Below are 14,052 nucleotides of genomic sequence, written 5' to 3'. Positions count from 1 at the left end.
AACATTTACTACTAAGTAGAACAAGGAGCTGTCCACAGCCGGTTATCTTCGTCGATAACCGCTGGGATAGCTCCTTGTTCGTTCTATGGCAGTAACATTTACTCAGGCGTGACGCCGTTCCAGAACAGATCGATGATCGCCTTCGCCAGCTCCGGCACCGATTCGAACAAATCGGCAGGTTCCTGCCGATTGCCAAGCATCAGCATCGCGCTCAGCGTATGCGCCAACAGCAGCGGATTCGCTTGCCGCATATGGCCTTTGTCCATCGCAGCTTGAAAATGAATCGCGAGCACATCATGTAGATTATGCTCTGTCTCACGTATACGAGTCAGCTGCTCCTCGGTAAGGTTGCTCGACGACTCACGCATGATGGATTCGAAGTCCATGTGCTGGGTGGACATTTTGATAATGGCCAGCGTCTCGAGCCCGCTCTTCAAGTCACTGGCCTCATGCAGCAGCTTCTCCGTGCTCATGCGGGCACGAGTAAGCATCCAAATAAGTGACTCCGTGAACAACTCCGCCTTGTTGGCGAAGTGGTAGTAGAGAGAAGCCTTCGTCATGCCGCATTGCACCGCGATTTGATTCAAGGAAATCGGCTCATAGCCATTCTCCAAGAACAGACGGGAAGCGATCTGAATAATGGTATCGCGCGTCGGCGCATCCTGTTCACTGCGCTTCGGACGACCGAGCGCTTTTGTTGGACGTGCATTCTTCATATGTTAGACACCTTCATTTAACAAAAAATTCGAATACAGACATTGATTAATTAACCGTACGGTATATATAATTAAAAATAGCTCGATATCCATTATTATAGCATGAAGTATGAACGGAGGATGCAAGATGCCTATGTATGAACGTTTTTACTCCTCGGTGACGGGGAAAAAAGGGCGGTGGATTACACTTCTCGTCTGGCTGGTGCTGGCGGTCGTCCTAACGGTCACGCTGCCCGCAGTCGGTGATGAGGAAGCGAACAATGCGGCTAACCTGAGCGATACAAAGCCATCTGTGCAAGCCGCAGCAGTAGATGCAACAGAATTTCCGAGCGACAGTGGAACGCCTGCACTGCTCGTATTGCATCGCGAAGGCGGGTTAACCGCTGACGACCTAGCAGGTTTGCAGAAGCTGACCGCGCAATGGGAGGCAGCACCGCTGCCGGAGCAGGTTGGCGTACCACCGCTGCACAAGCTGCCAATGCCTGCGCTTCAGGCCGAGCTATCTGAAGATGGCAGTACAATTGTAGCGCCAGTTCTGTTCGCTGCAGGTGCTGATACGGAGACAATGAAGGAGAGCCTCGATCAGCTTCGTGAGGATGCGGCAGCGACGCTGGGCGGCGATCCGTTTAATACAGAGACAGATGCTGCAGATGCGCTCAGTGCCCGCATTACGGGTCCTGTCGGCATCCAAGTTGATGCGACTGGCTTGTTCAAGAACGCAGACGTGTCGCTGCTCTTGGGGACGGTACTGCTTGTCCTAATTATTTTGCTGCTTATCTATCGTTCGCCTGTGCTGGCATTCATACCGCTTATTGCGGTTGGATTCGCTTATATGGTAGTTGGACCAATCCTTGGTGCGATGGCGCGTGAGGGCTGGATTACAATCGACTCGCAGGGCATTTCCATTATGACAGTGCTGTTGTTTGGTGCAGGAACAGACTACTGCTTGTTCCTTATCTCGCAGTTCCGCCATCATCTAGGTGAAGTCGAGAGCAAGCGAGAAGCGCTGCTGAAGGCATTGACTGGCTCGGCAGGCGCTATTGCGATGAGCGGCTTGACGGTTGTACTGTCGTTGTCGGCGCTGCTGTTCGCGCAATACGGTGCTTACCACCGGTTCGCTGTACCATTCAGTTTATCGATTCTTATTATGGCAATCGCCAGTCTGACGCTTGTACCAGCGCTGCTTGCGATCTTTGGCCGCACATCGTTCTATCCATTCGTACCGCGTACGGCTGAGATGATTGCAGAACGTGCACGGAAGAAAGGGAAGCCAGTACCCGCTAAGAAGGCTGCTCGTGCTGGCCGAATTGGTCGTCTCGTCGTTCGCCGCCCATGGGCTGTCGTGCTCTCGACGGTTATCGTGCTTGGCGTATTAGCAGGCTTCTCATCGCAAATGAAAGTAACATTCGATATTCTGTCCTCGTTCCCGTCTGATATGGAATCCCGCGAAGGATTTAAGGTCATCGGTGAGCAGTTCTCAGAAGGCAGTCTTGCACCGGTACGTGTCATTGTTGATACGGAGGGAAGCGATGTAAAGGCTGTGTCTGAGCGTTTATCGAAGCTTCCTTACGTAGCGAGCGTATCGGAACCTGAGCAAGGACAGGTGAACACCAACATCGCTGCGATGGACATCAACTTAACGATGAATCCATACTCGCTGGAAGCGATGGAGCTCATTCCGCAGCTGCGTGAAGAAGCGGCTGCCGCATTGACTGCATCCAGCAGTGACAGTGCTGCTGATGATCGGGTATGGATCGGTGGTCAGACGGCGGAGCAGTATGATACGAAGGTAACAGGAGATCGCGATACGCGGATCATTATCCCGGTCGTCATCGGTCTCATTACGCTGCTGCTGCTCATCTATCTGCGTTCCGTCGTGGCGACGGCGTATTTGATCGGCACCGTTATTTTGTCCTATTTTGCCGCGCTGGGCCTCGGTTGGATTATTATTCACTATGTGCTGGGGGCGGATGCCATGTCTGGTTCCATCCCGCTGTACGCGTTCGTGTTCCTGGTTGCGCTCGGTGAGGACTACAACATCTTCATGATCTCAAGCATCTGGGAGAAAAGAAAGCGGATGCCGCTCAAGCAGGCAATCAGCGAAGGCGTCAGTGAGACGGGCTCCGTTATTACGTCAGCAGGCATCATTCTCGCAGGTACGTTCGCGGTACTCGCGTCGCTGCCGATTCAAGTGCTCGTTCACTTCGGTATCGTAACAGCGGTTGGCGTGCTGCTCGATACGTTCATCGTAAGGCCGTTCCTCGTGCCTGCCATAACGGCGCTGCTCGGCCGTGTAGCATTCTGGCCGGGCAAACACGAAGAAGTGAAGGAGCCGTCTTCTGCGGCGTCTCATTAATAGAAGGAACAGCACCCAATGCTGAGACATTTCGTATCCACGGCGTCCATCATGTATAATGAAGGAATCAACAGTTGGATGGACACAAGGTGGGGATGAAATGGGGAAAAAGCTTAAACCTGTAGAGCTAGGGCGCAAAGTTTCGGATTTTACACTTGAAGGCTCTGGCGGGGGAACGGTCTCGCTAAGCGACTATATAGGGAAGAAGGTCATCATTTTCTTCTACCCGAAGGATATGACGACAGCGTGTACGCAGGAGGCTTGCGATTTTCGGGATGCGACCGAGAAGCTGAGCGCACATAATACGGTTATCATCGGCATCAGCACCGATGATGTAGCACGGCATGAACGGTTCATCGCCAAGTATGATCTGCCGTACGTACTACTGGCCGATCCGAACAATCAAGTGTGCGAGCAGTTCGGCGTCTGGCAGCTGAAGAAGCTCTACGGCCGCGAATATATGGGCATCGTCCGTTCGACTTTCCTCATTAATGAGAAGGGCGTGCTCATTGAAGAGTGGCGCAACATCCGAGTCAAAGGCCATGTCGACACGGTCCTCGCGGCAATCGAAGCCGCCGCCAAGCCCAAGTCGAAGAAATAAGTACCATTATAATGAAGGAAAGCTGCCTCTATCCGATGCACAAACAGCGGATAGAGGCAGCTTTTTTGTTTGTTTCGTTCATTATTTTCGTTTAATGCTTTCGATTTGAATTTTCGTTCTTAGCACTCTAACGAGCACCAACCAAAAGCTATGACCCAAAGGGTCACGCGACCCCCAGCACGCAGCATCTCACCAACGTCTCTGTCCCGCCACCATCCCCTTCCGGGGTCCAGGGGACGGGAGTCCCATGGGGCCCTCCCTAGCAGGGAGGGTTTGGGTGGGTAGAAGTCTCGAGGGTTTGGGTGGGTAGAAATCTTGGGGTTCAGGTGGGTGGAGATTATTCAGTTTCGGATTAAATAAAGGGGGGTCAAGGGGCAACGCCCCTAAACCTTCAGAGGCTGGTGCAGCCCTTCAAACTTTTCAATTTGCAAGGTAGCATGCGTCAGCCCGAATTGCGATTCCAGCTTCGCTAGCGCCTCCCGCAGGATTTGCTGACAGTCGATGTCCTCCTGCACAAGCAAGTGACCGCTAATGGCCGGAAGCCCTGAAGTAATCGTCCAGATGTGCAGATCGTGAATGTCGCGGACGCCTTCAATGCTGAGCAGCGTCTCGCGGACCTCCTCGGAATCGACGTCTGCTGGAGCGCCTTCCATTAATATGTGGATGACGGACTTCAGAATGCCCCATGCGCTGCGCAGAATGAGCAGGGCGACGAGAACACTGACGACGGGGTCTGCCCAGTTCCAGCCGAACAGCGTGACAAGCAGCGCGGCGACGATGGCGCCGACGGAACCAAGGGCATCGCCTAGAATATGCAGATAGGCAGAGCGAACATTTAGGTTATGTTCGATGTCGCCCTTGCGAATAAGCGCCCAGGCGCTGAGCAGGTTGGCTAGAAGACCAACGGCGGCGATCGCCATCATTGGCAGGCCGGCTACTTCCGGTGGTTCACTCAATCGATGGTAAGCTTCGACACCAATAATGCCGGCGATGACGAACAGCGTCAGCGCATTGAAGAGGGCGGCTAATATTTCGAAGCGATGGTAGCCGTACGTATTCGCTGCTGTTGCTGGTTTCGCTGCGAACCAGAAAGCGAGGAGGCTGAGTGCAATCGCAGCGGTGTCGCTTAACATATGCCCTGAATCGCTGAGCAGGGCAAGCGAGTTTGTCAGCAGGCCGCCAACAAATTCAAGCACCATAATGCCGCCGGTAATGGAAAGCGCTACTGCAAGCCCTTGCCGATTGCCCGCGCCTCCATGAACGTGGCCGTGATGCGAGTGGCCATGGTGGCTGTGCCCATGATGGTGATGGGAATGGCTGTCGTGGGAATGAGCGTGCTTGTGGTCGCTTCCTTTAGCGTGACTGCACGTATCGCTGTGACTCGCATGATCATGCGTATGATTGTCGCTGGATTGGTCATGCTGAGACGTAGTGAGCTTATTGTCGTGTTTATGTTCCGTACATTTATGCTGCTCGTTGCTGTCGCGGCTGGTCATCCGCATCTCCCTCCAAACTAAACATATGAATGATTGCTCATATATTGATTAATCTCATCATACCAGTGGAAGAAGTTGTTCGCAACCCTAGATGTGCACAATAAGCCATATGACAACGAATACGTATTTCCATGTATAATAAGGGGCAGGTGGTGAGATTACGATGGACACGTTGGACAAATGCGAGCCAATATGTGAGGGCACAGGCCCAGAGACGGCAGATCGGGTCAGAAACGAGCTGTTGGATGATGAGGCAGCGTCAGCGATGGCTGAACTGTTCAAAGCGCTTGGCGACCCGACCCGAATTCGAATGATACATGCATTATCGATTCAAGAGCTATGCGTGCACGATTTGACCGAAGCGCTTGGCATGGGCCAGTCGGCAGTCTCGCACCAGCTGCGGTATTTGCGCAATCTACGTATCGTCAAGCGCCGTAAGGAAGGCAAGATGGTCTACTACTCGTTAGATGATACGCATATTGAGCAGCTGTTCGTACTGACCAGACAGCATCTTGCGCACGACTGATCTATATATCGTCGCCTGCAGCGAGTCATTGCATTCGCTGTAGGAGCATTCGTATGCGGTGCCTGCGGCTGTCGTGCATGACCCGAGAACCGATCGGCTCATGCCTACAGCGGATAAACAGGGGCGATAGGCAGGGCGATGTAACGATATAGGGATGAGTCCGCGAGTACCACTACATATGGACGAATGTGAAGCCCTAGGGACTACGAACGACTATCCATAGAAAAATTTATTTTTTGATCTGCCGTCTTGCCAAAATCATAGGTAAAATTCGACGTACATCACCAGCACATAGCAGCCGATTATCGAGCAGCAGAAGCTGCGACAATGACTCATACAGCATGAAACAGCTCGAAGCTGTAATATTGAATGCATTCTATATAGAAGAAATAGATTCAACTATGGAAGCGGTCTCCTGTTGCTGGGAGGCCGCTTTGTTATTTTATCGAGCTGTTTGAGTGGTGTTTGTGGTGAAAAACAGACTGTTTTTCATTGCAAATTGTTTACCACAATTATGAAAAACACCCTCGTTTTTCACATGTATTGCCTTCCCTACGAATCGACAAACGCTGTCAGACCCCCTCCTTTGGATACAGAAAAGTCAGACAAAACCGCAATCCCTTACCCCACTTGGGCTCTCCGATTGTCAAGCACTTTTTGTTGGCATTTGGGGGCGCCGAACCATTGACACGCACAATATATAGATATATCATTGTCTCAGTCATCCTACATATTGATTTTAGTAGAGATGGTAGCCAAGAGAGGCTGCTATATATGGAGGGTATAAAAACATGCTAGTTGTGTATGATTCGAGGACAGGGAATGTCCGCCGCTTTGTCGAAAAACTGAATATGAAGTCGGTCTCGCTGGACGACGGAGAAACAGCAGACATAACGGTGGACGAGCCCTTCGTACTCGTAACGTTCACGACTGGATTCGGACAAGTGCCGGACCGTGTCGAGAAATTTCTGCGCCGTAACAGCTCCAAGCTAAGAGGCGTGTCAGCGAGCGGCAATCGCAACTGGGGAGAATCGTTCGCCAAGAGCGCAGATGATATTTCGAAACGATACAATGTTCCGGTCATTCATAAATTCGAGCTGTCGGGTACAGGACGCGACGTCGATCAATTTCGGCAGGGAGTGAATAAACTTGCGGCATATTGAGCTTAATAACGAGCTGATGCAGCGTAATGAGGAAGGCTTCTTCCGTCTGGAGAAGGATCAAGAAGCGGTGGCTGCCTTCATGGAAGAAGTTGCAGCGAAGAGCATGCGCTTCAACAGCTTTACTGAGCAAGTCCAATATATGATTGATAACGACTTCTATGAAGATGTATATAAGCAGTACACGAAGGAGCAGGTTGAAGAGGTATTCAGCAAGACCCACGGCTTCAACTTCCAATTTGCTTCGTACATGGCTGCATCGAAGTTCTACACAGACTATGCGATGAAGAGCGACGACCGCTCGCAGTACATGGAGCAATATCCGGACCGCGTAGCAACGGTTGCGCTTCATCTGGGCGAAGGCGACTTCGACAAAGCGATGCGCTTAGCGGAAGCAATGATGGAGCAGCGTTTCCAACCAGCGACGCCAACATTCCTCAATGCCGGCAAAAGCCGCCGTGGTGAGATGGTATCGTGCTTCCTGCTTGAAATGGATGATTCGCTTAACTCGATCAACTACGTGCTCGGCACGTGCATGCAGCTGTCGAAGATCGGCGGCGGCGTAGCTGTTAATCTGTCCAAGCTTCGTGGACGCGGCGAGGCTATCAAAGGTGTAGAGGGCGCTGCAAAAGGCGTTATGCCCGTACTGAAGCTAATGGAGGACGCGTTCTCCTATGCCGACCAGATGGGTCAGCGCAAAGGTTCAGGTGCAGGCTACTACAACATTTTCGGCTGGGACGTTATGGAGTTCCTCGACAGCAAGAAGATTAACGCAGACGAGAAGACACGCCTGAAGACGTTGTCGATCGGTCTGATCGTACCGAACAAGTTCTACGAGCTGGCAGCACAGAACAAGCCGCTTATCGTATTCGGACCACATTCGGTGCATAAGGCTTATGGCGTTCACATGGACGACATGGATCTTGACGAAATGTATGATACGCTGCTCGTAGACAGTCGTGTGAAGAAGAAGACGGTCATGAGCGCGCGCGACATGCTTGTGAAGATTGCAATGATTCAGCTCGAATCGGGCTATCCCTATATTATGAACCGCACGAATGCGAACAAAGATCATGCGCTGAAGGGCATTGGACCGATCAAAATGTCGAACCTTTGCACGGAGATTTTCCAGCTGCAGGAGACGTCCGAGATTAACGACTATGGTCAAGAGGACATCATTCGCCGCGACATCAGCTGCAACCTTGCATCGCTTAACATCGTGAACGTCATGGACCTTGGCAAAATCAAAGAGTCCGTGCACGAGGGCATCGAGGGATTGACGTCGGTCAGCGACATGGCGAAGATCGCTAATGCACCAGGTGTTCGCAAAGCGAACGAAGAGCTTCACTCGGTAGGCCTCGGCGCAATGAACCTGAACGGCTACCTTGCGAAGAACAAGATCGCTTATGAAAGTGAAGAAGCGCGTGACTTTGCACGTACGTTCTTCATGATGATGAACTACTACTCGCTCGAGAAGAGCATGATGATCGCCCGCGACCGTGGTGTGACCTTCCATGGCTTCGAGCAATCCGAATATGCGAACGGCAACTACTTCGACCGCTACCTGGCGACGGACTATCGTCCGCAAACAGAGCGCGCGAGCAAGCTGTTCGGCGAGATGCATATCCCATCTCCTGAGGACTGGGCTGAGCTGAAGGCACTCGTTATGAAGCATGGCGTTTACCATGCGTACCGTCTTGCGATTGCTCCAACGCAAAGTATTTCCTATGTGCAAAATGCGACGTCGAGCGTTATGCCGGTCGTTGAGCATATCGAGACGCGTACGTACGCGAACTCGACGACGTATTATCCGATGCCTTACCTGGCGCAGGATAACTACTTCTTCTACAAATCGGCTTATCAGATGGACCAATTGAAGGTCATCGATATGATCGCCGAGATCTCGCAGCACATCGATCAAGGCATTTCGACTGTACTGCATGTTAATAGTGACGTAACGACACGGGAGCTGTCCCGCTACTATATCTACGCGGCGAAGAAGGGCCTCAAGTCGCTCTACTACACGCGTACGAACAGACTAAGCGTTGAGGAGTGCATTAGCTGCGCCGTCTAATGACGGCACAGCTAGTTACTTTTATATAGATTCGAGAGGAACGGTTGAGCGATGGCATTGGAAGCTGTTAACTGGAACAGACCGGACGACGACTTTACGTTGACGTTCTGGAACCAGAACATTATGCAATTTTGGACGGATGAAGAGATCCCGCTGTCTGACGACAAAATGTCGTGGATCGAGCTGAGCGAACAACAACGCGCGCTGTACATGAAGGTACTGGGCGGTCTGACGCTGCTCGACACGATTCAAGGCGGCGTCGGCATTCCGAAGATCGTCGAGCACGTTGACGGACTGCAGCGCAAAGCCGTGCTGTCGTTCATGGGCATGATGGAGCAGATCCATGCCAAATCGTACAGCAGTATCTTCACAACGCTGGCTTCGACGGAAGAGATCGACGGTGTCTTTGCATGGGTGAAGAACCATCCGAAGCTTCAGAACAAGGCGGAGTGGATCTCGGTCTACTACAATAACATCAAGACGCCTAAGAGCTTGTACCTGGCGCTGTCCGCGTCGGTTCTGCTTGAGAGCTACTTGTTCTACAGCGGCTTCTTCTATCCGCTTTTCCTTGCTGGTCAAGGCAAGATGACGAGCAGCGGCGAGATTATTGACCTTATTCTGCGCGACGAGAGCATCCATGGCTTGTACGTTGGCGTGCTCGCGCAAGAGATTTACCGCGGCCTGACGCCGGAAGAGCGTCAAGAAGCGCTCGATGAGCTGAACGCGCTTATCGACAAGCTGCATGCGAACGAAGAGGCGTACACGAACGAGCTGTACACGGAAGTCGGCTTGGCTGACGATGTGCAAGCATACGTGCGCTACAACTGCAACAAAGCACTCATGAATCTCGGCCTTGATCCGCGCTTCCCAGAGGAAGACATCAACCCGATCGTTTTCAACGGTATTAACACGCGGACGAAGCAGCACGACTTCTTCTCCAAGAAGGGCAACGGCTATGTCCGTACGCTTAATGTCGAGACGCTGCGCGATGAGGACTTTGATTTTTAGAGGTCGTTCAAAAAGTCCGCTTTTGATCACGAAACCGAACTTTGAGAACAAGTAATTTTAATAGAATAGATGAACGGATCAGCCACCATCTGCGAATAGCGGATGGTGGTTTTTTGTCTATCTGTTATGAAGATTAACGTTAGGCGAAGACAATTTCTCGGTCGTTCTTGAAACTTTTTCTACGATACTTACGTCTTTAACAGTAATAGAAGCAGAAGATGGAACTTCGAGACGAGTAATTTGACAACGCTTACAATTTCTTATGAATAGCGTTGACGAAGGGAGGTAGGTTGTTCTCTGGACACTAGGCAAATCGGGCTACCCGTTTCTGCTTTTATATTTATTATACTAGTCATTTGCTAGACTCTCGTCTCATATAATCTATCAACCAGGCCGGGAAGGCCGGAAACGTTGAGCGAGGTGGACGGATATGATTCGTCGTCGAATCGTAAGAGCCGTAATTGCAATAGTATTCGCTGTCAGTGCGGCAGCGTGGAGTGGATGGTTTGTCGATCGTGGAGAAGCGGCGGAGGAAGCAAGTGTGGACGAGCAGGTGTGGCTTGAGTCGTCACCGGCGGCTGCTGATGTGGCTGGACAAGCGGCTGTGGAAGCAGGATCGACTGTCGATATAGAAGGAGAAGCTAGAGTGGTACAGGCGGACGCAGATGCTGATAAAGAGACGACAACGGGCAATCAACCGGTCATTATAAAAGCCGGCTCGAGCGGCTATGTACCGGATAGCGGTAGTGCGCCTAGCAAGGACAACAGTACGAAGACATTGCCGGACAAGCCTGCTGGCAAGACCGTTTATCTGACCTTCGATGATGGACCAAGCAAATTGACGCCACAGGTTCTCGATATCCTGAAGAAGGAAGGCATTAAGGCGACATTCTTCGTCCTTGGCGAGCATGTGAACGAGCATCCAGACTTGCTGAAGCGGATTGTAGAGGAAGGGCATACGGTAGGCAATCACACGTATGATCATCAATATAAGGAGCTGTATAACAGCTTTGGTGAATTTGCTAGACAGATTGTGAAGACCGAAGAGGCGCTTCAAGCGGCGGCGGGCATTCGGACCAAATTGGTTCGTGCGCCAGGCGGGACGTACGGCAACTTTGATCAGTCGTATTTTGATGCGATGACGAAAGCGGGCTATACGATGTTCGACTGGAATGTCGATAGCGGCGATTCTGTACGGGTTGGGGTTCCAGCGGCGGAAATCATCAAGAACATCCACAATTCGAAGCTATCGGATGAGACGGTTGTGCTGCTGCATGACAGCTCGATTCATGGGGAATCCGTGAAGGCGTTGCCTGAAATCATTCGCTATTACAAAGAAAAAGGCTATACGTTTGCTCCATTGACGGAAGCGGTGAAGCCGGTCACGTTCCGTCTGGCAGACAAGCTGAAGTGGAGCCGGCCAAAGGCGACGTCAGCGGAGGAAACCTCTGTACGTGAAGGGCTGGAGGCGAAAGGGGCAAGCCCATTCGTGTTCTCTGGTGAGCTGGAAGCAAGTGCTGGTAAGGCGGCGTCGGCGGAGACTGGATCAACGACAGCTGCAGCTCAAGACGGTCAAGAGCTGGTTGTGTATGCAGCGGACCGAACGCTCATTTTTGAGCCAGGCGCTTATTGGGCACACGGAGAGGGTGATTGGCTTATTCCACTTCGCGATATGATTGAAGCGCTGAACGGTAAGCTGAGTTGGAGCGCGTCAGATCGGAAGGTACGTATTGTTTTACCGAGCGGTACTAGCTTTGATCTGAAGACAGGCGATGGGCAGCCGGGTATCGTTCAGCAGGGCAAGGTGTATGCATCGCTGCGTGAGGTGCTGCTTCAGATCGAGGGTAAGCCTGTAGAGGCGGTACAGAACGGGAATCAGATCGTTTTCGGTAATGGAGGCAATGCTTCAACAACGTCAACAGCATCGGCAGCGGCGTAACTCCATTTCCGGTCGTACAATTCTGTTGTTGCACAAACTAGCGATTAAGGGATATACTGGTGATACTAAATTCAAGGAGGCTGATGTGCTATGAGAACAATGACGATGATTGTACAACGACATGGACATCGGTCTCTACGGAAGCTTGAACATATAGATCTTCATTAATCGTTCGCGATCTATATGAAACAACAGACACCGTGCATTTCGCGCGGCGTCTGTAAGCTGAACCGGGAGAGACCGTAGGATGGTCTCCCGGTTTTTGCTTTGTCGCTTGACGTATAGATGGCGCATGCTCCTGCTTTGAGCTGCCGTCTAACGTCAGCGCGAGCATGGAAACCTGCCGGGAGACCGCGCAGGTTTTTTGTTTTGAACAGCGGCATTGGCTGCTAACGAGAACGGACTTAACATTAGAGGAGCTAAACATTTGGATCATAATACACCTAATCAAGCTTTTAACACGACGCATTTACAGGCATATGGATGGAATGAGCATTGGGAAGCACAAGCGCAAGCGGTGAATGCGGCGAATAACACCCATCGAACACTCGTACCCGCGAGAATAACAGCCCAATTCTCTCACGTCTATCGGGTGATAACGAACGAAGGAGAACGTCTGGGCACGGTCGCCGGACGTTATCAATATGAGGCGTCAGGCAAAGGTGACTATCCGGCAGTTGGGGACTGGGTAATGGCAGAGCTTGCTCCGGGTGACGAACGTGTCGTCATTCATGCACTGCTGCCGCGTAAGTCCGCAGTATCCCGCAAAGTAGCTGGCAGTCAGCCGGAGGAGCAGGTCATCGGTGCGAACATCGATTTCATTCTGCTCGTCAACGCGTTGAATCAAGACTTCAATCTGCGCCGTATCGAGCGGTATTTGACCGCTGCGATGGGCAGTGGGGCGCAGCCTGTTATCGTGTTAACAAAGGCAGATCTGTGTGCAGACCCGGAGTCTATGGCGGAGCAAACACGTGCTTTTATCCCCGACAGCGTACCTGTAGTAGTCGTCAGTGCCGCCCGCGGCGAAGGACGGGAGCGGCTTGCGCCTTACCTAGGCCAAGGCATGACAGTTGCGGTTGCAGGCTCGTCCGGTGCAGGCAAATCTACGCTGCTGAACTGGCTGTCCGAAGCGGATCGGATGCGCGTGCAGGATATACGTGAGGACGATGCGAAGGGGAGACATACGACGACCCATCGCGAGCTGTTCCCGATTGAAGGCGGTGCATTGCTCATGGACACGCCGGGTATGCGTGAGCTGCAGCTGTGGCATGCCGATGAAGGGCATGAGGAAGCATTCAGCGATATTGCGGCACTCGCATCGCAATGTCGTTTCCGCGATTGCCGTCATGAACGGGAGGAAGGCTGCGCGGTACTTGCGGCATTAGACAGCGGCGAGCTCGATCGTCGGCGTTATAACAACTATGTGAAGACGGGCAAGGAGATTGCGCATCAAGCGCGTAAGGAACGTATCGATCAGCGCAGCAAAGAGCGTCGCAGTGGTACGACAGCCGGCAGACCGCGTCCAACGGCGAAGCAGATGCGGAGCTGGGAAGAGGAATAACTCCGACAGGCGTTAACGGATACGGTCCTTTTGAGCTAAGGGCAGGTTAACAATCGTTAACGCAAGGGTTAGCACCAGTCGCATTCGCATAAGCTCTGTTGAGTTAACGTACGGAGTAACACTAGTCAAAATGCCAGTCAGGAGCTGTCGGAATGCTGCCGATAGCCCTAGACTGGCATTTATTGTGTCACTAAAAACGGCTACCTGTGAAGGGCCCGTCAAGGGGGCCGTTTCAAGCTGTTCGGTTGATGCTAAGATCGCGGTTGGAGTGTCCATTGGACGCCGCGGGGCGCTTGAACTGGAACGACGAATCGCTAACGGTTGCACCGGCGCTTATTTGACTGTTTTTGCACCATTACAACTTCTATTGGATGCCACAGCGCTTAATTGATCATTCCTAGTCGAAAACACGTCTTGGAGCGCAAATAGCTCCTGCCACAACCGTCCCTCGTATTTAAGGGTTTCTCTCACGAATGCTCAACCATTCGCAGGATTTCAACTATTAAGATGTCGGATGAAGCGATGGAATTAGGGCTGACAGTTGTTGATGACACAGTCGGGGTATGCAGGAACAGAAGTTGCGTTGATGCGCACTTCTCTTTAAGTTCTACTGCA

10 protein-coding genes are annotated in these 14,052 nt (G+C 51.9%); 8 read left to right on the top strand and 2 right to left on the bottom strand.

The window, feature by feature from the left end:
- Positions 1 to 98 precede the first annotated feature (98 nt).
- Positions 99 to 716 (bottom strand): TetR/AcrR family transcriptional regulator, encoded by a 618-nt coding sequence (locus DFQ01_RS20095; protein WP_110045703.1) that lies wholly within the window; start codon positions 714 to 716, stop codon positions 99 to 101.
- Positions 717 to 849: 133 nt separating this feature from the next.
- Between DFQ01_RS20095 and DFQ01_RS20090 the strand changes: the two genes are divergently transcribed.
- Both DFQ01_RS20090 and bcp read left to right on the top strand, forming a co-directional pair.
- Positions 850 to 3,072: an MMPL family transporter gene (locus DFQ01_RS20090; protein ID WP_245946808.1), complete on the top strand. Its 2,223-nt coding sequence runs from the start codon at positions 850 to 852 to the stop codon at positions 3,070 to 3,072.
- 100 nt (positions 3,073 to 3,172) lie between these two features.
- On the top strand, positions 3,173 to 3,673 hold the full coding sequence (gene bcp, locus DFQ01_RS20085; protein ID WP_110045701.1) for a thioredoxin-dependent thiol peroxidase: 501 nt from the start codon (positions 3,173 to 3,175) through the stop codon (positions 3,671 to 3,673).
- Between the two features lie 383 nt (positions 3,674 to 4,056).
- On the opposite strand, the gene DFQ01_RS20080 is transcribed toward bcp, so the two are convergent.
- A complete protein-coding gene (locus DFQ01_RS20080; protein ID WP_110045700.1) occupies positions 4,057 to 5,169 on the bottom strand; it encodes a cation diffusion facilitator family transporter in 1,113 nt (370 codons plus the stop codon).
- A gap of 163 nt (positions 5,170 to 5,332) precedes the next feature.
- On the opposite strand from DFQ01_RS20080, the gene DFQ01_RS20075 reads away from it, so the two are divergent.
- The 6 genes from DFQ01_RS20075 to rsgA all read left to right on the top strand — a co-directional run bounded on the left by DFQ01_RS20075 (position 5,333) and on the right by rsgA (position 13,437).
- Complete coding sequence (locus tag DFQ01_RS20075) at positions 5,333 to 5,695, top strand: ArsR/SmtB family transcription factor (protein WP_110045699.1); 363 nt, start codon at positions 5,333 to 5,335, stop codon at positions 5,693 to 5,695.
- Positions 5,696 to 6,486: 791 nt separating this feature from the next.
- Complete coding sequence (gene nrdI, locus DFQ01_RS20070) at positions 6,487 to 6,858, top strand: class Ib ribonucleoside-diphosphate reductase assembly flavoprotein NrdI (protein ID WP_110045698.1); 372 nt, start codon at positions 6,487 to 6,489, stop codon at positions 6,856 to 6,858.
- Positions 6,845 to 8,929 (top strand): class 1b ribonucleoside-diphosphate reductase subunit alpha, encoded by a 2,085-nt coding sequence (gene nrdE, locus DFQ01_RS20065; RefSeq protein ID WP_110045697.1) that lies wholly within the window; start codon positions 6,845 to 6,847, stop codon positions 8,927 to 8,929. The genes nrdI and nrdE overlap by 14 nt, the downstream gene beginning before the upstream one ends.
- 57 nt (positions 8,930 to 8,986) lie before the next feature.
- Positions 8,987 to 9,937: a class 1b ribonucleoside-diphosphate reductase subunit beta gene (nrdF, locus tag DFQ01_RS20060; protein ID WP_110045784.1), complete on the top strand. Its 951-nt coding sequence runs from the start codon at positions 8,987 to 8,989 to the stop codon at positions 9,935 to 9,937.
- Between the two features lie 430 nt (positions 9,938 to 10,367).
- A complete protein-coding gene (locus DFQ01_RS20055) occupies positions 10,368 to 11,876 on the top strand; it encodes a polysaccharide deacetylase family protein (RefSeq protein WP_110045696.1) in 1,509 nt (502 codons plus the stop codon).
- A gap of 427 nt (positions 11,877 to 12,303) precedes the next feature.
- Complete coding sequence (gene rsgA, locus DFQ01_RS20050; RefSeq protein WP_110045695.1) at positions 12,304 to 13,437, top strand: ribosome small subunit-dependent GTPase A; 1,134 nt, start codon at positions 12,304 to 12,306, stop codon at positions 13,435 to 13,437.
- The last annotated feature ends 615 nt before the right edge of the window (positions 13,438 to 14,052 follow it).

The organism is Paenibacillus cellulosilyticus (genome assembly GCF_003182255.1).
GTDB lineage: Bacteria > Bacillota > Bacilli > Paenibacillales > Paenibacillaceae > Paenibacillus_T > Paenibacillus_T cellulosilyticus.
Note: the sequence above shows the minus strand (reverse complement) of the source record. Positions and strands in the feature narration are given on the sequence as shown.

What these genes read in the sequence shown, in the direction of transcription:
- DFQ01_RS20095 (WP_110045703.1), bottom strand. Translation starts at nt 716, where the DNA reads ATGAAGAATGCACGTCCAACAAAAGCGCTCGGTCGTCCGAAGCGCAGT.
- DFQ01_RS20090 (WP_245946808.1), top strand. Translation starts at nt 850, where the DNA reads ATGTATGAACGTTTTTACTCCTCGGTGACGGGGAAAAAAGGGCGGTGG.
- bcp (WP_110045701.1), top strand. Translation starts at nt 3,173, where the DNA reads ATGGGGAAAAAGCTTAAACCTGTAGAGCTAGGGCGCAAAGTTTCGGAT.
- DFQ01_RS20080 (WP_110045700.1), bottom strand. Translation starts at nt 5,169, where the DNA reads ATGACCAGCCGCGACAGCAACGAGCAGCATAAATGTACGGAACATAAA.
- DFQ01_RS20075 (WP_110045699.1), top strand. Translation starts at nt 5,333, where the DNA reads ATGGACACGTTGGACAAATGCGAGCCAATATGTGAGGGCACAGGCCCA.
- nrdI (WP_110045698.1), top strand. Translation starts at nt 6,487, where the DNA reads ATGCTAGTTGTGTATGATTCGAGGACAGGGAATGTCCGCCGCTTTGTC.
- DFQ01_RS20055 (WP_110045696.1), top strand. Translation starts at nt 10,368, where the DNA reads ATGATTCGTCGTCGAATCGTAAGAGCCGTAATTGCAATAGTATTCGCT.